Source organism: Mycobacterium sp. NGS34 (genome assembly GCF_059812845.1).
The window spans coordinates 348917-369834 of record NZ_JCALDM010000004.1; the positions used below are offsets into that span (position 1 = coordinate 348917).

Here is a 20918-nt window from a genome sequence, read left to right on the forward strand (position 1 = left end):
GTCAGCTCTTTTCGGCGAGACCGGTGACCGTGCGGCCGTCCTCGAGTTCGATCGCGGTCAACACCGCGGGTGCGGGAAGGTCGGCCACCAGGCGCCCGAGCCCGGCCTCGGACACCCGGAACACCTCGGCGCGCGCCGGCGCACCCCGTCCGGGCTTGGGGGTGGCGTGGCCGACGTGGCGGGCGCCGACCAGTTCGAGTCGCCGGCGCAGCGGCTCCAAACCGAATAGTGCTACCTCGCAACCTCTTTCGATCAGGAGCGGGGGCGGCGCTCCGCCGAAGCGGGCGGCGATGTCGACGGCGATTTGGTCATGGAACGCGGGCACGACGATCGTCACGCCGAACGGACCGCCCGTGGCCGTCGGCACGCCGGGAACCGACACCGCGGCCATGTCGAGCAGATTGCAGAAGTTGGTGTAGGTGCCCATGCGCCGGTTGATCGAGAACGGTTCGGCGGCAACGTCGGCCAGCGCGGGGTGTTCGGTGGTGGTCGGCAGCAGCAGCGCATCGAATCCGGCGAGCAGCTCCGCCGCGGCCACCCGTGCGCGGGCCAGCGCGTCGAGGTCCGCGGCGAATGCGGGGCCGGTGATCGCGCGGCCCGCGGTGATGATCGCCGCGACGTGGGGGTCCGCGCCCGCGGGCGCGGTGTCGAGGAATTCGCCGACCGCGGCGTATCGCTCGGCGACGAACGCGCCGTCATACAGCAGCAGGGCCGCTTCCAGCAGGATCGAGATGTCGACCGGCTCGATGCCCAATCCGGCCTCGGTGGCGCGAACCACGCTGCGCTCGAACGCGTCTCGGTAGGCATCGCTGAGCGCGGTGAGGTTCGCGGCTGCGGGGACCGCCACGCGAGGTGCGTCGGGCCCGGCCAGGCGAACGTCGGGCGGCCAGGCGCGGCTGCGGGGATCGCGGCGGTCGGGCCCGGCCATCACCGCGGCCGCGGCGGTCGCCACGTCGAGGTCCGCCGCGAGCACCGAGACCGCATCGAAGCTCGAGCACGCCGGGACGACGCCGTGGGTGGGGACGATGCCGAGCGTGGGTTTGATGCCGACGATCCCGTTGAGCGCGGCCGGGACCCGCACGGAGCCCGCGGTGTCGGTGCCGATGCCGACGTCGGCGATGCCCAACGCGACCGCCACGGCGGAACCCGAACTGGAGCCGCCGGCGACCAGGTGGGGGTGGCGCGAATTGCGCACGGCGCCATAGGGACTCCTGGTGCCGACCAGGCCGGTGCCGAATTGGTCGAGGTTCGTCTTGCCCAGCACCACGGCCCCGGCGCCGCGGAGCCGCTCCACGGCGGCCGCGGTGGCCGCGGGCAGGTAGGCGAATTCGGGGCACGCGGCCGTGGTCCGCAGGCCCGCCACGTCGATGTTGTCCTTGACGGCGACCACCAGTCCCGCCAGGGGCGGGCTCTCGCCCGCGGCGAGCCGTTGCTCGACCGCGCGGGCGTCGGCGAGGACGTCGTCCTGTGCGCGCAGCGTGATCCAGATTTCGGGGCGGTCGGCTTCGGCGATGCGCCGGTACGCGGCACGCACGCGCGCCGTGGGGGATCCGGCGGGCGCGTCAGATGACATACGGCGCGATGAGGACCATGGCGCTGGCGACCGCGAAGCCGATCAGGAAGGCGATCACCGTAAAGCCCATCACCTGACGGACATTCAGCTTGGCGATGGCGAGCACCGGCAGCAGCCAGAACGGCTGGATCATGTTCGCGACGCCCTCGCCGACCGCGACCGACATCGAGGTCAGCCCGAGGTAGGCCGGCGAATGCTGACCGATGGCCAACGCCGAGTCAACGGCGATCGGTCCCTGCACCGCCCAGTGCCCGCCGCCGGAAGGCACGAACAACGAGATGATGACCGACCCCACGAATGTCAGGAACGGCAGGGTGTACTGATCGGCGCCGCGCACCAGCGCCTCGGCCAGCACCGTCTGCAGCGCTTTGCCCGATCCGGTGGGCAGATAGCCCAACAGCCCGACGATCCCGCCATAGAGCGGATACTGCAGCAGCAGCGGGCCGGACACCTTCGCCGCGCCGGAAAACGCGCGGATGAAGCGAATCGGCGTTCGGTGCAGCAGGGCGCTGGTGATGGTGAACAGCATGATCATCGACGAGATGTTCAGCGCGAAGCCGCTCAGCACGAAGTACGCGACGCCCGCCACGAAGACGATGACGTTGAGAATCCACAGGTTTTCCAACCACTCGGCGAACGTCCGCTTGCCGCTGGGCGCGGGCGGCTCCGGCTCCTCGTCGAAGACCGCCGGATCGGGCGCGAGACCGTGCCTGGGCTCCATGCGCCAGATCGCGATTGCGAGCAGGCCGACCACCGCGATCACGGCGATCCAGTTGTAGGGCTGGAAAACCGTCTGCGTCAACGGCACGGTCATGCCGGTGATTTTGTGGATCACATTGATCGGGCTCGTCGTGTCGGTGTTGGCGAGCGCGATCGACGACGACAGCCCCTGCGTCCAGACGATGTAGCCCATGAACCCGGTCGCGATCAGGTAGCCGAAATGCGCGCCCCGCAGGCGCTTTGCCACCTGGCGCGCCACCAGAGCGCCCGCCACCAGGCCGAGTCCCCAATTGAGCAGCGAGAACACGGTGCTGACCGCGAAGCACAACAGGGCCCCCTGGACCTGGTTGTTCGGCCTGCTCGCGAGACGGACGATGGCTCGCTTGAGGGCGGGCGCCTCGGCCAGCGTGTACCCCGTCACCAGGACGAGCACCATCTGGAACGCGAAGGTGAAGATGTTCTGCGGTCCCCACACCCCGCCGTACCACGCCTTGAGAATGCCGGAGGCCGTCGCTCCCCGGACGAGGACCGCGACGAGCGCGACGACGATGAGCGTGAGGATGACCGCGAACAGATAGGGGTCGGGCATCAGGCGTTCGACGTAGCGGACGCACAGTTCGGTCAGGCCCCGAACCAAGCCGCGTCGTTGCGCCGATCGCCGCTGTGTTGTTGTCATCTGAATCCTCTATCTCCCCGTTTCCGAAACCCCGCCCAAGGCAACCCCAATTTTGTTGCCGCGGGGTGAATTAATCGAACCCCGTCGGCGATGACAACCCCGGTTGCCAGAAGTCGCCGCCCGCCGGGTGCCCGGCGCGAAAACTGGAGTCCGACATTGCGATGAGTTTCGGCGATGGAACCTGTCTATATCTGTAGTTCGATCGGACTCGATCGGTTCACCATCGACGCCCCCGCGCCCCGTGCGGGGGCTTTTCACTTGAGAGGGGCTCGTCATGGGTTTGACAGTGGACACGACAGTGGACACGACCGAAGACACCGTCGCACACAAATCGGTCTTGGTCACGGGCGCCAACCGCGGCATCGGCCGGGCCCTGGTGGAGGAGGCCCTGAGCCGGGGCGCCACGCGGGTGTACGCGGGCACGCGAGACGGTTCCTCCTTTCCCGACGAGCGGGTGGTCCCGGTCGCCCTCGACGTGACCTCCGCGGAACAGATCCGCGCGGCCGCCGCGACGGTGGAATCGCTCGACGTGCTGATCAACAACGCCGGCATCGCGCTCTACGACGACCTGACCGATCCCGCGATTCTCGAACGGCACCTCGCCGTGAACCTGTTCGGCACCCACGCGGTGACCCGGGCGTTCCTGCCGGCGCTGATTCGTTCCGGGGGAGCGGTGATCAACAACCTGTCGGTCAACGCGCTGGCGCCACTGCCGATCATTCCGGCCTACTCGGTGTCCAAAGCGGCCGCGTTCAACCTCACCCAGTCGCTGCGGGCCGTCCTGGCTCCGCAGGGTGTGCGGGTTTTCGCGGTCTTCACCGGCCCGGTGGACACCGACATGAGTCGCGAACTCGACATACCGAAGGCCAGCACGCGCTCGGTCGCGGCGGCCGTCTTCGACGCGCTGCACCGCGGCGAACTGGACGTCTTCCCCGATCCGATCTCGCAATCCCTCGCCCAGGGCTGGGACAGCACCCCGGCCAAGGAGCTGGAACGCCAGTACGCCCAGCTGCTTGCCACGGCAACCCCCGCATAACACCATCACCAGGAGGACAAGATGAACAACCTATCCGGCCAGACCGCACTCATCGTGGGCGCAAGCCGGGGCCTGGGCCGCGGCATCGCGACGGCCACGGCCGAAGCCGGCGCCTCGGTCGTTGCCGTGTCCCGCACCGCAACGACGTATCCCAGCCCGGGCGGCGCCGGCAGCATCGAAGCGATCGTCGCCGATGCCACCGACCCGTCGGCGCCGGGCACCCTGCTGGATCGATACGACCCACACATTTTGGTGCTGGTGGCCGGGGCGAGCCCGTTACCCCGCCCGCTTCAGCACCACACCTGGGAGACGTTCTCGGCCAACTGGAACACCGACGTGCGCATCGCGTTTCATTGGCTGCGCGAGGCCCTGCTCAGGCCGCTGCGCCCCGGCGGCCGGGTGGTGGTTTTCAGCAGCGGCGCGGCCCTGGCCGGATCACCGCTCAGCGGCGGGTACGCCGGCGCCAAAGCGACGCAACGCTTTATCACCGGATACGCCCAGGACGAGGCGAACCGCGCCGATCTGGGCATCACCTTCACCGCGCTGATGCCCCGCATCACCCCGCTGACCGAACTCGGCCGCCCCGCCGTCCGGGCGTACGCGGCCCGCGAGGGCCAAACCGAGGAGGAATACGTCAAGCAGCTCGGCGAACCGCTCAGCCCGGAGGTGGCCGGCGCGGCCGTCGTGGAGCTGGTGCAGTCCGACACCGACGCCGTCGCCGCGGGCTACCTCCTGACCGGCGCGGGCCTGCAGAAGATCGCCTGAAAACCGTTAAACGACAACCGAAAGGCCGGACATGAAGATGCAGACACCGCCGATCGTATCGGCGCAGGACTGGGAGGCCGCGCGCCAGCGGCTGCTCGTCAAAGAGAAAGAGGTGATCCGGGCGCGCGACGCGCTGGCCGCCCAGCGCCGGCGGATGCCCTGGCTTGAGGTGGACAAGCCCTACCGGTTCGACGGCCCCGACGGCCGGGTCAGCCTGCTGGACCTGTTCGCCGGCCGGCGGCAGCTGGTCGTCTACCGCGCGTTCCTGGAGCCGGGGGTGGACGGCTGGCCCGAGCACGCCTGCCGCGGCTGCTCGATGATCGCCGATCACATCGGCAACCTGGCGCATCTCAACGCCCGCAGCACCACCCTCGTGTTCGCTTCCCGCGCCGGCCAGCCCGACATCGAGCGGGTGAAGGACCGGATGGGGTGGCGGATGCCGTGGTACACGCTCACCGACGACTTCGACCGCGACTTCGGCGTCGACGAGTGGCACGGCACCAACGCGTTCATCCGCGACGGCGAGCGGGTGTTCCGCACGTATTTCATCAACAACCGCGGCGACGAGGCGCTTGGTACCACGTGGAGCTACCTGGACATGACCGCCCTTGGGCGCCAAGAGGATTGGGAGGACTCCCCGGAAGGCTACCCGCAGGGCCCCGCGTACGCGTGGTGGAACTGGCACGACGCGTACGGCGACCAGCCGGCGCAATGGTGGGAAGACCCCGAGCCGGGCGAGCACGATCCCAGCGATCCCCGGCCGTCGCGCCGGGAGTCGTGAAAGGCCTTCAGCCATGCCGGACGCCAGCGTCGACGATTTCGCGCAAGTCGCCGAGCAGTATCGGCCCGAGTTGCGGGCGTACTGCTATCGCATGATCGGATCCGTCGACGAGTGCGAGGATCTGGTGCAGGACACCTACCTTCGCGCGTGGCAGGCCTACGAGAGGTTCGAGGGCCGCTCGTCGGTGCGGTTGTGGCTCTACAAGATTGCGACGAACACCTACCTGAACGCGTTGCAGACGCGCCAGCGGCGTCCGCTGCCGTCGGGGCTCGGCGGCCCGGCCGACAGCGCGACGGCCGCGCTGGCCCCGGCGAAATCCGACATCCCCTGGTTGCAGCCCGCGCCCGACAGCCTGCTGTACGGCGCCACCGACGATCCCGCCGCGGTCGTGTCGTTGCGGAGCAGCGTCCGGTTGGCGTTCGTCGCCGCGCTCCAGCATCTGTCGTCGTTGCAGCGCGCGGTTCTGGTGTTGCGCGACGTATTGGGTTGGCAGGCCAGCGAAGTCGCCGAGATCTTGGAGACGTCCACGGCGGCGGTCAACAGTGCCTTGCAGCGCGCCCGCGCGCGCCTGGCCGAGGCCGGCCCGACGCTGGACGAGCTCGGCGAACCCGCCGAACCCGAGCTGCGCGGCGTGCTCGACCGCTACATGGCCGCCTTCGAGCACGCCGACGTCGACGGGCTCGCGGAACTGCTTCGCGCCGACGTCGAGCTCGAAATGCCGCCCATTCCAACGTGGTTCACCGGGCGGGACGTGGTGTGCGACTTCCTGGCCCGGGTGGTGCTGCACACGCCGGATCAGTGGCGGCTGACCTACACCCGCGCCAACGGCGCCCCGGCGTTCGCCATGTACCGGCGCGGGCCGGACGGCTCTTTCCAGGCTCACGGCCTGGACGTGCTGTCGTTGGTCGACGGTCACATCTCCCGCATCGTTGCCTTCAACGACGCAACGCTGGTCGCCAAGTTCGGGCTGCCCGAGACGCTCGCGGGGTGAGGGCCCGGACCGTGTCCGACTCCGATGAACTGCCCGTCCTGGCCGAGGCGACCCGATATCTGTTCGGCAACCTCCTCTTGGTTCGCGGGGCAGGCCTGTCGTCGCCGACGCCCTGCGCGGACTGGGACCTGCGCCGCCTGCTTTGGCACGTGCGCACCTCGCTGGCGGACCTCGCCGACGTGCTGGCGGCGCGCGACCCCGACCGGGGGTCCGAGCGGGCGCCGGCCGACGCGGACGCCTCCGATCCCGTCGCCGCGCTGCGGGCCGGCATCGTCGACCTTCTGCTCGCGTCGACCACGACACCGGCCGCCGGCCGGCGGTGCGAGATCCGCGGCCGCGCGGTTCCCGCCAAAGTCGTTGTCTACGTGGGGGCGATCGAGATGGTGCTGCACGCCTGGGATATCGCCCAGGCGTGCCGAGTCGATCGGCCCATCCCCCCGGAAGTCGCCTCGGCGCTGCTGTGGGTTTCGCCACCCCTCGCCGAGGCGGGGCTGGCCGGGCACGTGTTCGCCCCGCCACTGGCGTCGCCCCCGAACGCCACCCCAAGTGACCAGCTACTCGCCCTGTTCGGCCGCCGAGCCGGCCGCGGTTAGGCGGGGACGGGGTTCGCCCTGCCGCCGCGCGGCGCCCCACCCGTGGCCGACCGACCCCCTGGAGCCGCCCGGCCGGGCCCCTACACTGCGCTTATGGATTGCGGTCCCCGCCACGACGCCGCGGCTCCAGAAGGCCTGCTCCTGATCGAGGACTGCCTGGACGCCGACGGCGGCGTCGCGTTGCCGCCGGGCACCACCCTGATATCTCTCATCAATCGCAACATCGCCAATGTCGGTGATGCCGTGGCATATCGCTACCTGGACTACGCCCGCTCCGAGGGCCAGACCTTCGAAGTGACCTGGACTCAGCTGGGGGTCCGGTTGCGGGCCATCGCCGCGCGGGTGCAGCGATTCGCCGCCGAGGGCGATCGGGTGGCGATCCTGGCGCCGCAGGGCATCGACTACGTCGCCGGCTTCTACGCCGCGATCAAAGCCGGCGCCATCGCGGTGCCGCTGTTCGCACCCGAGCTGCCCGGTCACGCCGAACGGCTGCAGACCGCGCTTCGCGACTCCCAACCCACCGCGGTCCTCACGACGGCGGCGGCGAAAGAGGCGGTCGAGAAGTTCCTGGAAAGTTTGCCGGACCTGCGCACGCCGCAACTCGTCGTCATCGACGAGGTCCCCGACTCGGCCGGGGAGCTGTTCGTCCCCGTCGAGCTGGACATCGACGGCGTGTCGCACCTGCAGTACACCTCGGGTTCGACGCGGCCACCGGTCGGCGTGGAGATCACCCACCGCGCGGTCGGCACCAACCTCGTGCAGATGATCCTCTCGATCGACCTGCTGGACCGAAACACCCACGGCGTGAGCTGGTTACCGCTCTACCACGACATGGGTCTGTCGATGATCGGCTTTCCCGCGGTGTACGGCGGGCACTCGACCCTGATGGCGCCCACCGCATTCGTCCGCAGGCCGCTGCGCTGGATCCACGCCCTGTCGGCGGGGTCGAAGCAGGGCCGGGTGGTGACCGCCGCGCCGAACTTCGCCTACGAGTGGACCGCGCAGCGTGGCCTGCCCGCGCCCGGCGACGACGTCGACCTGCGCAACGTGGTGATGATCATCGGCTCCGAACCGGTCAGCATCGACGCGATCCGCACGTTCAACAAGGCCTTCGCCCCGTACGGCTTGCCGCGCACGGCATTCAAGCCCTCCTACGGCATCGCGGAGGCGACGCTGCTGATCGCCACCATCGACGCCGCCGCCGAGGCATCCGTCGCCTATCTCGACCGCGAACAATTGAGCGCCGGTCACGCGGTGCGCGTCGCCGCGGACGCCCCGAACGCGGTGGCGCAGGTGTCCTGCGGCCGGGTCGCCCGCAGCCTGTGGGCGGTCATCGTCGACCCCGACAGCGGATCCGAGCTGCCCGACGGTGAGGTCGGCGAGGTTTGGCTGCAGGGCGACAACGTCGGTCGCGGCTACTGGGGGCTGCCCGAGGAAACCCAGCTGGCCTTCGGCGCCAAGCTGCAGTCGCGGCTGGCCGAGGGCAGCCACGCGGAGGGGTCGTCGGCCGGGCGGACCTGGTTGCGGACGGGGGATCTGGCTGTCTACCTCGGCGGCGAGGTCTACGTGACCGGCCGCATCGCGGACCTGATCACCATCGCGGGGCGCAACCACTATCCGCAAGACATCGAGGCCACCGCCGCGGAAGCCGCGCCGATGGTGCGCCGCGGGTACGTCGCCGCGTTCGCCGTCCCGGCGGACGGCGATGAACGCCTCGTCGTGATCGCCGAACGCGCCGCCGGCACCAGTCGCGACGATCCGCAGCCGGCCATCAAGGCGATTGGGGACGCGGTGTCGCGGCGGCACGGGGTGGCGGTCTCCGACGTGCGTTTCCTGCCGGCCGGCGCCATCCCGCGCACCACCAGCGGAAAACTGGCCCGGCGGGCCTGCCGCGCCGAATATCTCGGCGGCACAATGGGCGTGCGTTAGCGAGCGAGTCACCCATAAGGACCCGATTCAGGAGGCACGATGGTCGATCTGCCGCGCGGGGATCAACGGTTCGACGGGGTGATCAACCCGTCGGCGGCCGATTCCACCCGGGTCACACCATCGATCGCCTACCCTCCCGCCGGCGCCCCCAACGTCGTCGTGGTCCTCCTCGACGACGTCGGCTTCGGCGCGGCATCAACGTTCGGTGGGCCGGTCCCAACCCCCGCATTGGACGGTGTTTCCCGAGCCGGGTTGCGCTACAACCAGTTTCACACGACCGCGTTGTGCTCGCCTACGCGCGCCGCGCTCCTGACCGGACGCAACCACCACAGTGCGCACATGGGCACCATCTGCGAGATCGCCTACGGTTTCCCCGGTTACGACAGCGTGATACCGCAGAGCACGGCCACCGTCGCACAGATCCTGCGCATGAACGGCTACAGCACCGCGCTGTTCGGGAAGGCGCACCTCACCCCGACGTGGGAGATCGGGCCCGCGGGTCCATTCGACCGGTGGCCCACCGGACTTGGATTCGAACGCTTCTACGGTTTCCTGGGCGGCGACACCTCCCAGTACGAGCCGGCGCTCTACGACCAGACCACGCCCGTGGAGCCCTACGTCGGGCGCGACGATTACCACCTCACCGAGGATCTCGCCGACAAGGCGATCGACTGGATCCGGCTGCAGAAGACGTCCGCGCCCGACAAACCGTTCTTCGTTTACCTCGCGCCCGGCGCGACACACAGCCCCCACCAGGTGTGGCCGGAGTGGTCGGACCGGTTCGCCGGGCAATTCGACGACGGCTGGGATGCGCTGCGGGAACGGATATATGCCCGCCAGGTCGAAATGGGCATCATTCCCCCGGACGCCCGGCTGACCCCGCGACCCGAGCAGATACCGGCGTGGGCCGACTACGAGGACCGCTACAAACCCGTTGCTCGGCGTCTGATGGAGGTGTACGCCGGATTCCTGGCCCATACGGACGCCCAGATCGGCCGGGTGATCGACGCGATTGCCGAGCTCGGGCAATGGGATGACACGTTGTTCATCTACGTGTGCGGTGACAACGGCGCGTCGGCGGAGGGAACGATACACGGCGCCTGGAGCTCGCCCGCGTTTCAGAACGGGCTGCCCGAGGACCCCGAATGGCTCCTGGAACACCTGGCCGATTTCGGCACGGTCCGATGCGAAAACCACTACAACGTCGGCTGGGCGTGGGCGCTCGACGCACCGTTTCAGTGGATGAAGCAGGTCGCGTCGCACTTCGGCGGGACGCGCAACGGGCTCGCCGTTTCGTGGCCGCGCGGGATCGGCGCGGCGGGGGAGCAGCGCAGCCAGTTCCACCATGTCATCGACATCGCTCCGACGATCCTTGACGCCGCCGGGATCGAGGCGCCCCGACGCGTCAACGGCGTCGACCAGAAACCAATCGAGGGCGTCAGCATGCGCTACACATTCGACGATGCCGTCGCGGCCGGTCGTCGAACTACCCAATACTTCGAGATCTTCGGGAATCGCGCTGTCTACCACGAGGGTTGGATCGCGTCGTGCTTTCATGGGCGGTTGCCGTGGATGCGTACCCAGCGCAGTTCGCCGTTCGGCGACACCGAGCGCTGGGAGCTGTATCACCTCGCCGACGATTTCAGTCAGGGCGTCGACCTCGCCTCGCGATACCCGGAGAAGCTGGCCGAGATGAAGGCCGTATTCGACGCCGAAGCCCGCAAATACGACGTCTACCCGCTCAGCGACGCGACCCTGGCCCGCGCGCTGCCGGCCAACCGGCCCAGCCTGCTGGGCGATCGCACCTCGGTCACCTACTTTCCCGGCCACGTGCGCATCCCCGAACCGACGACCCTGGGCTACACGAGCACGTCGTTTGAGCTTCGGGCGGCGGTGCGGATACCGGCGGGCGGTGCTCAGGGGGTGGTGATCTGCATAGGCGGGGCGATGGCCGGATGGACGCTGTACCTGCAGGACGGCATTCCACGCTTCGCCTATAACTATCTCGGTCATGAGCTGACGACGATTGCGGCGCCCGAGCCTTCACCCGAAGGCCTTGTGGTCCTTGGTGTTTCGTTCGATTACGACGGCGGCGGACTCGGCAAGGGTGCGTCGGTATCGCTGCTTGTCGACGACACCACGGTCGCGCGTGGCCGCCTCGAGCGGACGGTTCCCTTCCGGTTCTCGATGAGCGGGGAAACCCTGGACGTGGGCGTCGACACCGGTTCACCGGTGGCGCCGTACGGCCACAATTTCCGGTTCACGGGCCGCATCGACCGGATCGACGTCACCGTCCACCCGCAACCCGCCGATCTCGCCGCGGCGATCGCGGAGGCCGAGATGCGCGCGGCGCTGGGCGCGCAATAGCGAATCGGCACGACGGGCTTGCTAACCTCCTGCGGTGCTCGCGGTGTGGAGCGGTCTTATCCCACTGATTCTCGGTAGCGCGCTCGAACCGATCGAAATCGGGATCACGATCGTGCTGCTGAGCACCCCCTCCCGCCTGCGGGCGGCCGGCGCGTGGATCGCGGGCCATGCGGGCACGCGCCTGCTGCAGGGCCTCATTTTCGGGACGATTCTGCACTGGGGAACCCGGAGCGCTGAGCCGGATCATCCGCACCACTGGATCGTGTCGACCATCCTGCTGGTGGTGGCCGCGCTATTTCTGGTCACCGCGGCGCGTGAGCTGTTCAGCGGCGACGATCCCAATGCGCCTCCGCCGAAATGGATGACCATGGTGACGTCGGCGACGCCCCTCAAAGCCTTCTTCATCGGCGCGGGCGTCATGGCCGTCTCGGTGAAGGCGTGGGTCTTCACGCTGGCCGCGATCGGCGTGATCGGTAGCGCCGGGTTGGGGCGGGCCACCAACGTGGCCATTTATGTCGCATTTGTCGCGCTTGCCGCGAGCGGAAATTTGCTCACCGTCGCCGTGGCCGCGTTCCTGCCGCAACGGTCGCGGTCGCTGCTGGACCGAATCCTGCGCTGGCTGCAGGACAACGACCGGGTCCTCATGATCGTTGTGGGGCTGGTTTTCGGGACCTGGTTCGGGATCAAAGCCCTGCGCGGCTTCGGGATTCTCTAAACGGGCCCCGCGCGGCCGTCGAAGCGATGGCATCCTGGCGGGGTGGGCTTGCTGATCCGGTTGGCGGAGCTACTGATCGTGATCCTGCCGCTGACGGGCATGGTCATCGCGGCGGTCAGGGCATTCGGCGCCAACAGGCGCCGCACCGAACGGCGCCACGAACTCGATCGACCGGCCGAAGCCGCCAGCCAGCCGACCGAGCGCGGCGTCAATAACCAAGCGGCGCAATGGCGTTCGCTGCGACGAGTCATCGAGGAGCACGGCCGCACCGACGCCCGATGGCTCGAGTACGAACTCGACGTCGCCAAACTTCTCGACTTCCCGCTGATGACCGACATGCGGGACCCGCTCACGGTCGGCTTCCACAAAGCCAAGCTGCGGGCCGACTTCCTACGCCCCGTGAAAGCCGAAGACCTGCTCGACGACCGGGAAGCTGCGGGGCTGTATCAAAGCGCGGTCGAGGACTACGTGACCGCGTTCAACGTCGCCGAGGCCGAGGCGATGCGCAAGCGCCGCGGCGACTTCTCCCGGGAAGCCCAGCAGCGGATCGCGCGCGCCCAGAGCCTGTTGCGGGTGGCGTCCGATCAGGCCGCCGCGCCCCAGGAACGCCAGCAGGCCTTCGACCTGGCCCGCAAAGAGCTCGACGGCCTCCTCGTGTTGCCGTCGACGACCCAGGCCAGCATCGAGCGCGGCATCTCCGGTCAGTTGGAGGGATGACTTTCTGCTCTTATCGATGCGCGCGGCCGGGGCGATCATGACTGCATGATCGATCACGAGTTGGACAGCGAGCACAACATCCTGCTGGTGCACCCGGAGTCCGCGCTCGACAAGGACGACTTCGTCGAGCTCGCCCAGGCCGTCGACCCCCAGATCGAGGCCAACGGCGAACTTTCCGGCCTGATCATCAGCGCGCCGTCGTTCCCGGGCTGGAACAGTTTCGGGGCGATGGTCACCCACTTCCGCTTCGTGCGGGATCACCAAAAGCACATCAAAAAGGTCGCGGTCGTCACCGACTCGCACGTCGCGGATGTCGCCGAGCACCTCGGCTCACACTTCGTCTCGGCCGAGATCCGGCATTTCCCGGCCGGGCAGGTCGAGCAGGCGCGGCAATGGATTATCGGCGGCCCGTAGGGGCGAACCCATGCAACGATGTGCGAATGGCCGCCATACCCGACCTGCCGGACGCGCAATCTGGTCTCGTCGGGTACCCGGTCACCCCGCCCCCGCTGCCCGGTCCCGTCACGTTCGAGCAGCGCTGGGACGACCTGACCTTCGTCCATTGGCCGGTGCGCCCCGAGAGCGTCCAACGCTTCTACCCGCCGGGCACCCGGCCAGACGTGTTCGCCGACGGGATGACCTACGTGGGGCTGATCCCGTTCATGTTGACCAGCACCAGGGTCGGCACCTCGATCCCGCTGCCGTATTTCGGTGGCTTCGCCGAAACCAACGTCCGGCTGTATTCGATCGACGACGCCGGCCGGCACGGCGTTTTGTTCCGTTCGCTGGAGACGTCGCGCCTGGCCGTCGTGCCGGTGATCCGGACGGCGCTCGGCGTGCCCTACGTCTGGTCGCGGATGCGGGTGACGCGGCGTGGCGAGCAGGTCACCTACGACAGCGTGCGCCGCTTGCCGCGCCGCGGCCTGCGCAGCCGGCTGACGGTCGCCGTCGGGGAGGCGGTCGAGCCGACGCCGCTGGAGGTGTGGCTCACGGCCCGTTGGGGCGCGCACACCCGCAAGGCCGGCCGGACGTGGTGGGTGCCGAACGAGCATGAGCCGTGGCCGTTTCGCCGCGCGGAGATCCTCGAGCTCGGCGACGACCTGCTCGGTGCGAGCGGGGTGCGCCCCGCCGGTGAGCGCCTGCGGCCGCTGTTTTCGCCCGGTGTGCGAACGCGGTTCGGTCGCCCGTTCGTGGTCGGCTGAGCCCGCGTCAGGGGCAGCAGTAGCCGCCGTCGATCACGAGGTCCGAACCGGTCATGTAGCTGGACGCCTCGCTGGCCAGGTACAGGTATAGGCCGGCGAGTTCTTCGGGCCGGCCCAGGCGGCCCATCGGTATTTTCGGTTCCCACTGCGCATGCAGCTCGGCGAAGGGCTGGACGAGCTCGGTGAGGATGTATCCCGGACTGACGGCGTTGACCCGGATGTTGTGCGGCGCGAACTCGACGGCCATGGCCTTGGTCAGGTGAATGACCGCCGCCTTGGAGGCGCAGTAGTGGCCCACCTGCTGCGGGATGTTGATGATGTGGCCCGACATCGACGCGGTGGTGATGATGGACCCGCCCCGCCCTTGGCGCACCATCGCCCGGGCCGCCGCCTGCGCGGTGAGGAAGACGCCGGTCACATTGGTGTCCTGGATGCGCTGAAACTCTTCCAGCGGCATCTCCAGCATCGGGGTGAGCGTGATGATCCCGGCGTTGCAGACCGCGATGTCGATGCCGCCCAACTCCGCGGTCACCCGGTCGACCATGGCGTCCACCTGGTCGGGCCGGGTCACATCGCAACTGACGGCCAAGGCCCGCCCGCCCGCGGCGGTGAGCTCTTCGGCGACTTCCGCCAAGGCGTCGGAATGCCTTGCCGCGATGGCCACTTCTGCGCCGGCTTGGACGTAGGCCAGCGCCACCTCCCTGCCGATGCCGCTCGACGCGCCGGTCACCAGGGCCCTCTTGCCGTGCAAATCAAACTGGTCCAGCACACTCATCGCATAATCCCCATTCGCCAACCGTCGCCTTCAACAAAAACACGTTCTAGTGTGTGCGGCATGGGCAAATTCAGCAGGGATGAAATCGAGCGAGCCGTCGACCATTACACGAAAGTCGCCGAGGGTTGCAGCGCCTCGGGCGACTGGCGGCCTTTCGCCGATCTCTTCACCGAGGACGTCGTCTACACCGAACATCACTACGGCGTCTTTCACGGCCGCGAGGCCGTGCGCGACTGGATCGTCGCGGTGATGGCCCCGTTCCCGCACATGCGTTTCCCCAGCGACTGGATCGCCTACGACGACGACAACGACGCCGTCGTCATCATGATCAAGAACCTGCTCGACCACCCGACCGACCCGAACGGCGAGCCGTTCTGGTTCCCCAACTGGACTCGGCTCGTCTACGCCGGCGACGGCCTGTTCTCCAGCGAGGAGGACATCTACAACCCGGACCGGGACGCGCCCGGGGTGGTGGGGGCGTGGCTGCAGGCGGGCGGTCAGCTCGCGACTACCGACATCCTGCAGCCCAACGCCTGACTAGGCCGACCGCCAACCGCCGAGTGTGCGAACTGCGACGCTTCAACGGCGTGTCGCGGCGTGAATTGCACGCTCGGCGTTGGAACGCCGCCGCGACCGCACCGCGGCCAGCGCCTGCTCCCACGCCAGCATCGTGGTGGCCTTGAGGTTGGCCGGCTTGGCGCTGTCCTTCGAAAGCAGCGCGGTGGCGGCGGCTTTCGTGGTCGCCGACGCCTTGGACATGTGACCCGAATCGAACGGGGGTTGCGGGTCGTATTCGATCGCGAGCTGGATCGCCTTCGCGCGGCCCTCGCCGCCGATCTGGCCGGCCAGCCAGAACGCCAGGTCAAGGCCGGCGGACACGCCCGCGCTGGTGACGATGTCGCCCTCGTGCACCACCCGCTCGTCGGTGACCGGGATGGCGCCGAATCCCTTCAGCAGCGGAATGGCAAGCCAGTGCGACGTCGCGCGCCGACCCTGGAGCAGGCCGGCGGCCGCGAGGATCACCGAGCCCGAACACACCGACGTCGTCCAGCTCGCGGTCCGATGCGCGCGGCGCAGCCACTCGAGCAGCGCCTCGTCGCGCGCGTGCACCGGGGTCGACGGGCCGCCCGGCACCAGAATGATGTCGGGGGAGGGCGTTTCGGCCAGCGAGTGGGTGGCGCCGATGACCAGCGCACCGGAGTCGGCGGTGATCGGTCCGGAGTCGTGCCACACGAATCGCACCTCGGCGTCGGGCAGGTTGCGCAGCACCTCGTACGGGCCGATCATGTCCAGCGCGGTGAAGCCGGGATAGGCCACGAATGCGATCTGGGTCTGGGACATCGGGTTTGTTCCTCTCTTTGCTAGGCGAAAGCCTTGCGGTACTGGTCCGGCGAGATGCCGACGCGCCGAATGAAGTTGCGGCGCATGGTTTCCGCGGTGCCGAAGCCGCATCGGCCGGCGATGGCGACGACGGTGTCGTCGGTCTCCTCCAACTGGCGGCGCGCGGCCTCGGTCCGAACGCGCTCGACGTACTGGCCCGGCGCCTCGCCGACCTCGTCGGTGAACACCCGGGTGAAGTGGCGCGGGCTCATCGCCGCACGGCGGGCCAGCTCGCCGATGCTGTGCTGGCCGCCCGGTTCGGCCTCGATGGCCTCCTGCACCTGGCGGACCGAGGTGCGCTTGGCGCGCGGCATCCAAACCGGGGCCGCGAATTGCGTCTGCCCACCGGGGCGGCGCAAGTACAGGACGAGCCAGCGGGCGACCGTCTGGGCGACCTCGGTGCCGTGGTCATCCTCGACCAGCGAGAGCGCGAGGTCGATGCCGGCGGTGACGCCCGCGGCCGTCCACACCGTGTCCGAGCTGCGGACGAAGATCGGGTCGGGATCGACGTCGACGGCGGGGAACTCGCGGGCCAGCCGCCCGGCGAACGCCCAGTGCGTGGTCGCCCGCCGGCCGTCCAGCAGTCCCGCCTCGGCGGCCAGGAACGCGCCGGTGCAGACGGTGACCACGCGGCGGGCGTTGCCGGTGACCCGCTTGATCCATCCCACCAGCTCGGAATCGGATCGCGCCGCTTCGACCCCGCCGCCGCCCGGCAGCACCACGGTGTCGATCGGTTCGCTCGGGTCGGGCAGCCGCGTGGTGAGGAAGGCCAGGCCGGTGGCGGTGGTGACGGGCTGGCCGTCCACCGACGCCATGTCCACGTCGTACCCGCCGGCGGTCAGCGCCGACGCGCCTGTGAAGACGTCGTGGGGTCCCACGACGTCGAGCGCCTGAACGCCCGGAAAGCCGACGATCACCACCCTGCGAGCCATGGATTCAGTCTCGGCCAGACCGAGCCATGGCGTCTACGCCAGGTATCCCACGAATTAGGACATGCCGACCTGACCCGAGGCGGCCGCACCGGCCTTGGCAGACTGTGCCCATGGCACAGATAACCTTGCGTGGAAACCCCATCAACACCGTGGGCGAGCTCCCGGCCGTCGGATCTTCGGCCCCGGCCTTCAACCTGACCGGCACGGACTTGGGCGCGATCAGCAATGACCAGTACAGCGGTAAGCCCGTGGTGCTGAACATCTTTCCGTCCATCGACACCCCGGTGTGCGCGACCAGCGTGAGGACCTTCAACGAGCGCGCCGCCGCGACCGGCGCGTCGGTGCTGTGCGTGTCCAACGACCTGCCGTTCGCGCAGGCGCGATTCTGCGGCGCGGAGGGCATCGAGAACGTCAAGACGGGCTCGGCGTTCCGGGACAACTTCGGCAAGGACTACGGCGTCAGCATCGTGGACGGCCCCATGGCCGGGCTGCTCGCGCGCGCGGTGGTCGTGATCGGCGCCGACGGCAACGTCGCGTACACCGAGCTGGTGCCGGAGATCGCGCAGGAGCCCGACTACGACGCGGCGCTGGCCGCGGTCGGCTGACTTTCTAGAGTCCCAGCAATCGCACCGACTCCGTCCGCATGTCCACCTTGCGGACCTTTCCGGTGGCCGTCATCGGGAATTCGTCAACGATGTGGACATAGCGCGGGATCTTGTGGTGCGCGAGCTTTCCGGCGCTGAACGCCCGCACCGCGCGCGCGTCCAGCGGCGGACGGTCCGGCCGCATCTTGATCCACGCGCAAAGCTCCTCGCCGAACGTGGCGTCGGGAACGCCGATCACCTGCACGTCGTCGACGTCGGGGCGGGTGTGCAGGAAGTCCTCGATTTCCCGGGGGTACAGGTTCTCCCCGCCGCGGATGACCATGTCCTTGATGCGCCCGACGATCACGCAGTACCCGTCGTCCTGCATCACCGCGAGATCGCCGGTGTGCATCCAGCCGTCGTCGTCGATGACCTCGCGCGTCCTCTCGTCGTCGCCCCAATAACCCAGCATCACCGAATAGCCGCGGGTGCACAGCTCGCCCGGCCGGCCGCGGCGCACGAGTCTGCCGGTGTCGGGGTCGGCGATCTTCACCTCGACGTGCGGGTGCGCGCGGCCGATCGTGGTGGTTCGCCGCCGCAGGTCGTCGTCGATCAGCGTCTGGCAGGACACCGGCGAGGTCTCGGTCATGCCGTAGGCGATCGACACCTCGGCCATGTTCAGCTCGTCGACGCAACGTTTCATGACCTCGGCCGGGCAGGAAGCACCCGCCATGATCCCGGTCCGTAGCGACGACACGTCGCGCCGAGCGATGTCGGGGTCCCCGAGGATCGCGATGAACATCGTCGGCACGCCGTAGAGCGCGGTGCAGCGCTCCGTCTCGATCGCCGCCAGCGTCGCGGTGGGGTCGAATCCGGGGGCGGGTATCACCATCGTCGCGCCGTGGGACGTACAGCCCAGGTTGCCCATCACCATGCCAAAGCAGTGGTAGAACGGCACCGGGATGCACAAACGGTCCCCGGGCCCGAGCCCGATGAGCTCGGTGGTGAAAAAGCCGTTGTTGAGGATGTTGCGGTGCGAGAGCGTCGCGGCCTTGGGCGAACCCGTTGTGCCCGAGGTGTACTGGATGTTGATCGGGTCCACCGGACTCAGCGCGCCCATCCGGCGACGCAATCCGTCACCCGTCACCTGATCGGCGCGCTCCCGCAATCGCTCCCAGTCGCCCGTGCCCAGAAACACGGCGTCGACCAATTCGGGTACCTCGCAACGGACCTCGTCGACCATGTGGCGATAGTCCGAGCTCCTGAAGGTAGTCGCGGACACCAACATCCGGGCACCCGAATCGCGCAGCACATGCGACAACTCGCGGGTTCGATACGCGGGATTGACCGTGACCAGGATCGCGCCGACCTTGGCGGTGGCGTACTGCAGGATCGTCCACTCCGGGCAATTGGGGGACCAGATACCGACCCTGTCCCCGCGCCGGATGCCGGATGCCATCAATGCCCGCGCCAGACAATCGATCTCGTCGTTGAGTTCGGCATAGGTCCAGCGCCGCCCGCCGATCACGTCGACCAGCGCGTCGAGATCGGGGTACGTCAGCGCGGTGCGCTCGAAGTTGGCCCCGACCGTCTCGTCAAGCAGGGGAGTGTCGACGGGCCCCGCGTCGTAGGAGTTCACGGCGCGTATTCGCGGCGCAGATCGGTCTTGAGCACCTTGCCACTGCCGTTGCGCGGCAACGCATCCACGACGACGACGCGGCGGGGTCGCTTGTACGGGGCGAGACGCCCCCGGCAGTGGGTCTCGATCTCGTCGTCGGTCGGCGGATCGGCGGGATCGCGCGGCACGATCACCGCCATCGGCGTCTCGCCCCATTGTGGATCGGGGACACCGATGACCGACACCTCGGCGACCTTGGCGTGCGCGGCCACGACGTTTTCCACCTCGGCGCTGTAGATGTTCTCGCCGCCCGAAATGATCATGTCTTTCTTGCGGTCCACGACATAGACGTAGCCGTCGGCGTCCCGCCGGACCAGGTCGCCAGAATGAAACCAGCCGCCGCGGAACGCCTCCGCGGTCTCGGCGGGCCTGTTCCAGTACTCCTTCATCACCAGCGGTCCGAGATAGACGATCTCGCCGATTTCGCCCGGCGGGACGTCATTCATCTCGTCGTCGACGATGCGCACTTCGACGTTGAGCATCGGGGTGCCCACGGATCCGATCTTGCGAAGGGCGTCCTCGCCGCGCAGCAGGCAGGTGATGGGGCTGCACTCGGTCTGCCCGAAAGCCGCGACGACCTCGGCGCCCGGGAATACGTCGAACATTTTGCGCAGCAACGTGGTTGACGCGGGCGCCGCGCCCCACCAAACCCGTCGCAGGCGGCTGAGGTCCAACGAGCCGAGGCCCGGCCATGCGCAGACCAGCTGCCACTGCGCCGGCGTCATCCAGCAGGACGTGACGCCCTCGTCGACGACCGCTCGCATGGCGGCCTCCGGGTCGAAGCCGCCCGACGGCGGGACAACGACCGTGCCGCCGGTCAAAAACGTGGGGAACATCCCCGACACGCCGGCGACGTGGAACAGCGGCGCGTGCGCCAGCCAGCAGTTGTCGTCCCCGCGCAGCCCGAGCGTGGCGATCACGCTGACGGCGTGCACGAACAGGTTGCGGTGGGTGATGACCGCGCCCTTCGGAAAGCCAGTGGTGCCCGAGGTGTACATGATGAAGGCGGGCGCCTCGTCCCCGATCGCGACTCCGGCGGTGGGGTCGGTGGGACCGCCCGCCGCGGCGATTTCGTCCTCGAGATCCCCTCCGATCGTGAGGACGGCGCGGACCGATGGTGCGTTGGTGCGGGCCCGCGCGACGGCCGGTGCGCACGCCGGGTCGACGACCACCGCGACCGAACCGCTGTCGGCGAGTACGTAGGCGATCTCGTCCGCGGCGAGCCGGAAGTTGACGGGAACCGCGATCGCACCCAGACGCAGTGCGGCAAACCAGGCTTCGATCAGCTCGAGGCGATTCAGGCCGACCACGGCGACCCGATCGCCGTGCCGAACGCCCTTCGCCGACAGCACGTTTGCCAGGCGGTCGACCCGCTCGTCGAGTTCGGCGAAGGTGCATCGCCGGCGCGGGTCGACGAACGCGAGCCTGCCGGGCCGCACGCGCGCGTGCCGGGCCAAGACGTCGCTCAGGGTGATGCCGCCGCCGAACACGGGACCCATAGCGG

General features: G+C 68.8%; 20 protein-coding genes. 13 read left to right on the forward strand and 7 right to left on the reverse strand.

The genetic code is table 11. From position 1 onward, the window contains the following. Position 1: 1 nt before the first annotated feature. Positions 2-1573 (reverse strand): allophanate hydrolase, encoded by a 1572-nt coding sequence (locus AC5Y7V_RS13360; protein ID WP_499880507.1) that lies wholly within the window; start codon positions 1571-1573, stop codon positions 2-4. After that, positions 1563-2969: a TIGR00366 family protein gene (locus AC5Y7V_RS13365; RefSeq protein ID WP_499880508.1), complete on the reverse strand. Its 1407-nt coding sequence runs from the start codon at positions 2967-2969 to the stop codon at positions 1563-1565. The genes AC5Y7V_RS13360 and AC5Y7V_RS13365 overlap by 11 nt, the downstream gene beginning before the upstream one ends. Before the next feature lie 274 nt (positions 2970-3243). Between AC5Y7V_RS13365 and AC5Y7V_RS13370 the strand changes: the two genes are divergently transcribed. The 11 genes from AC5Y7V_RS13370 to AC5Y7V_RS13420 all read left to right on the forward strand — a co-directional run bounded on the left by AC5Y7V_RS13370 (position 3244) and on the right by AC5Y7V_RS13420 (position 14065). Next, positions 3244-4005: an SDR family NAD(P)-dependent oxidoreductase gene (locus tag AC5Y7V_RS13370; RefSeq protein ID WP_499880509.1), complete on the forward strand. Its 762-nt coding sequence runs from the start codon at positions 3244-3246 to the stop codon at positions 4003-4005. Between the two features lie 21 nt (positions 4006-4026). Continuing rightward, positions 4027-4770 (forward strand): SDR family NAD(P)-dependent oxidoreductase, encoded by a 744-nt coding sequence (locus AC5Y7V_RS13375; RefSeq protein WP_499880510.1) that lies wholly within the window; start codon positions 4027-4029, stop codon positions 4768-4770. A gap of 37 nt (positions 4771-4807) precedes the next feature. Next, positions 4808-5551 carry a DUF899 domain-containing protein gene (locus AC5Y7V_RS13380; protein ID WP_499880641.1) on the forward strand — a complete coding sequence of 248 codons (744 nt, stop codon included), beginning with the start codon at positions 4808-4810 and terminating at the stop codon, positions 5549-5551. Between the two features lie 13 nt (positions 5552-5564). Then, entirely contained in the window at positions 5565-6542 is a 978-nt protein-coding gene (locus AC5Y7V_RS13385) for a sigma-70 family RNA polymerase sigma factor (protein ID WP_499880511.1), read from the forward strand. 11 nt (positions 6543-6553) lie between these two features. Further along, positions 6554-7135 (forward strand): TIGR03086 family metal-binding protein, encoded by a 582-nt coding sequence (locus tag AC5Y7V_RS13390; RefSeq protein ID WP_499880512.1) that lies wholly within the window; start codon positions 6554-6556, stop codon positions 7133-7135. A 93-nt stretch (positions 7136-7228) separates the two neighbouring features. Then, positions 7229-9064: a fatty acyl-AMP ligase gene (locus tag AC5Y7V_RS13395; protein WP_499880513.1), complete on the forward strand. Its 1836-nt coding sequence runs from the start codon at positions 7229-7231 to the stop codon at positions 9062-9064. Positions 9065-9103: 39 nt separating this feature from the next. Next, positions 9104-11431 carry an arylsulfatase gene (locus tag AC5Y7V_RS13400; RefSeq protein ID WP_499880514.1) on the forward strand — a complete coding sequence of 776 codons (2328 nt, stop codon included), beginning with the start codon at positions 9104-9106 and terminating at the stop codon, positions 11429-11431. 34 nt (positions 11432-11465) lie between these two features. After that, a complete protein-coding gene (locus tag AC5Y7V_RS13405) occupies positions 11466-12146 on the forward strand; it encodes a GAP family protein (RefSeq protein ID WP_499880515.1) in 681 nt (226 codons plus the stop codon). A gap of 42 nt (positions 12147-12188) precedes the next feature. After that, a complete protein-coding gene (locus AC5Y7V_RS13410; RefSeq protein ID WP_499880516.1) occupies positions 12189-12863 on the forward strand; it encodes a hypothetical protein in 675 nt (224 codons plus the stop codon). A gap of 45 nt (positions 12864-12908) precedes the next feature. Continuing rightward, complete coding sequence (locus AC5Y7V_RS13415) at positions 12909-13277, forward strand: SpoIIAA family protein (protein ID WP_499880517.1); 369 nt, start codon at positions 12909-12911, stop codon at positions 13275-13277. Positions 13278-13303: 26 nt separating this feature from the next. Then, positions 13304-14065 (forward strand): YqjF family protein, encoded by a 762-nt coding sequence (locus tag AC5Y7V_RS13420; RefSeq protein WP_499880518.1) that lies wholly within the window; start codon positions 13304-13306, stop codon positions 14063-14065. 7 nt (positions 14066-14072) lie between these two features. Here the strand turns inward: AC5Y7V_RS13420 and AC5Y7V_RS13425 are convergent, their stop codons facing one another. Further along, positions 14073-14840, reverse strand: coding sequence for an SDR family oxidoreductase (locus AC5Y7V_RS13425; RefSeq protein ID WP_499880519.1), 768 nt, complete (start codon positions 14838-14840; stop codon positions 14073-14075). Positions 14841-14900: 60 nt separating this feature from the next. Between AC5Y7V_RS13425 and AC5Y7V_RS13430 the strand changes: the two genes are divergently transcribed. Beyond that, positions 14901-15377 (forward strand): nuclear transport factor 2 family protein, encoded by a 477-nt coding sequence (locus AC5Y7V_RS13430; protein WP_499880520.1) that lies wholly within the window; start codon positions 14901-14903, stop codon positions 15375-15377. Between the two features lie 42 nt (positions 15378-15419). Here the strand turns inward: AC5Y7V_RS13430 and AC5Y7V_RS13435 are convergent, their stop codons facing one another. Together AC5Y7V_RS13435 and AC5Y7V_RS13440 are read right to left on the reverse strand one after the other, a co-directional pair. Continuing rightward, the gene (locus AC5Y7V_RS13435) at positions 15420-16292 is read right to left on the reverse strand and encodes a DJ-1/PfpI family protein (RefSeq protein WP_499880521.1); all 873 of its coding nucleotides are present in this window, start codon (positions 16290-16292) and stop codon (positions 15420-15422) included. Then, positions 16202-17152, reverse strand: coding sequence for a GlxA family transcriptional regulator (locus AC5Y7V_RS13440; protein WP_499880522.1), 951 nt, complete (start codon positions 17150-17152; stop codon positions 16202-16204). The genes AC5Y7V_RS13435 and AC5Y7V_RS13440 overlap by 91 nt, the downstream gene beginning before the upstream one ends. A gap of 110 nt (positions 17153-17262) precedes the next feature. Here AC5Y7V_RS13440 and tpx point away from each other — a divergent pair, with 110 nt between their 5' ends. Continuing rightward, the gene (gene tpx / locus AC5Y7V_RS13445) at positions 17263-17757 is read left to right on the forward strand and encodes a thiol peroxidase (RefSeq protein ID WP_068110580.1); all 495 of its coding nucleotides are present in this window, start codon (positions 17263-17265) and stop codon (positions 17755-17757) included. 4 nt (positions 17758-17761) lie between these two features. Here the strand turns inward: tpx and AC5Y7V_RS13450 are convergent, their stop codons facing one another. Together AC5Y7V_RS13450 and AC5Y7V_RS13455 are read right to left on the reverse strand one after the other, a co-directional pair. After that, on the reverse strand, positions 17762-19375 hold the full coding sequence (locus tag AC5Y7V_RS13450) for an AMP-binding protein (protein ID WP_499880523.1): 1614 nt from the start codon (positions 19373-19375) through the stop codon (positions 17762-17764). After that, positions 19372-20913: a long-chain-fatty-acid--CoA ligase gene (locus tag AC5Y7V_RS13455; RefSeq protein ID WP_499880524.1), complete on the reverse strand. Its 1542-nt coding sequence runs from the start codon at positions 20911-20913 to the stop codon at positions 19372-19374. The genes AC5Y7V_RS13450 and AC5Y7V_RS13455 overlap by 4 nt, the downstream gene beginning before the upstream one ends. Positions 20914-20918: the final 5 nt, after the last annotated feature.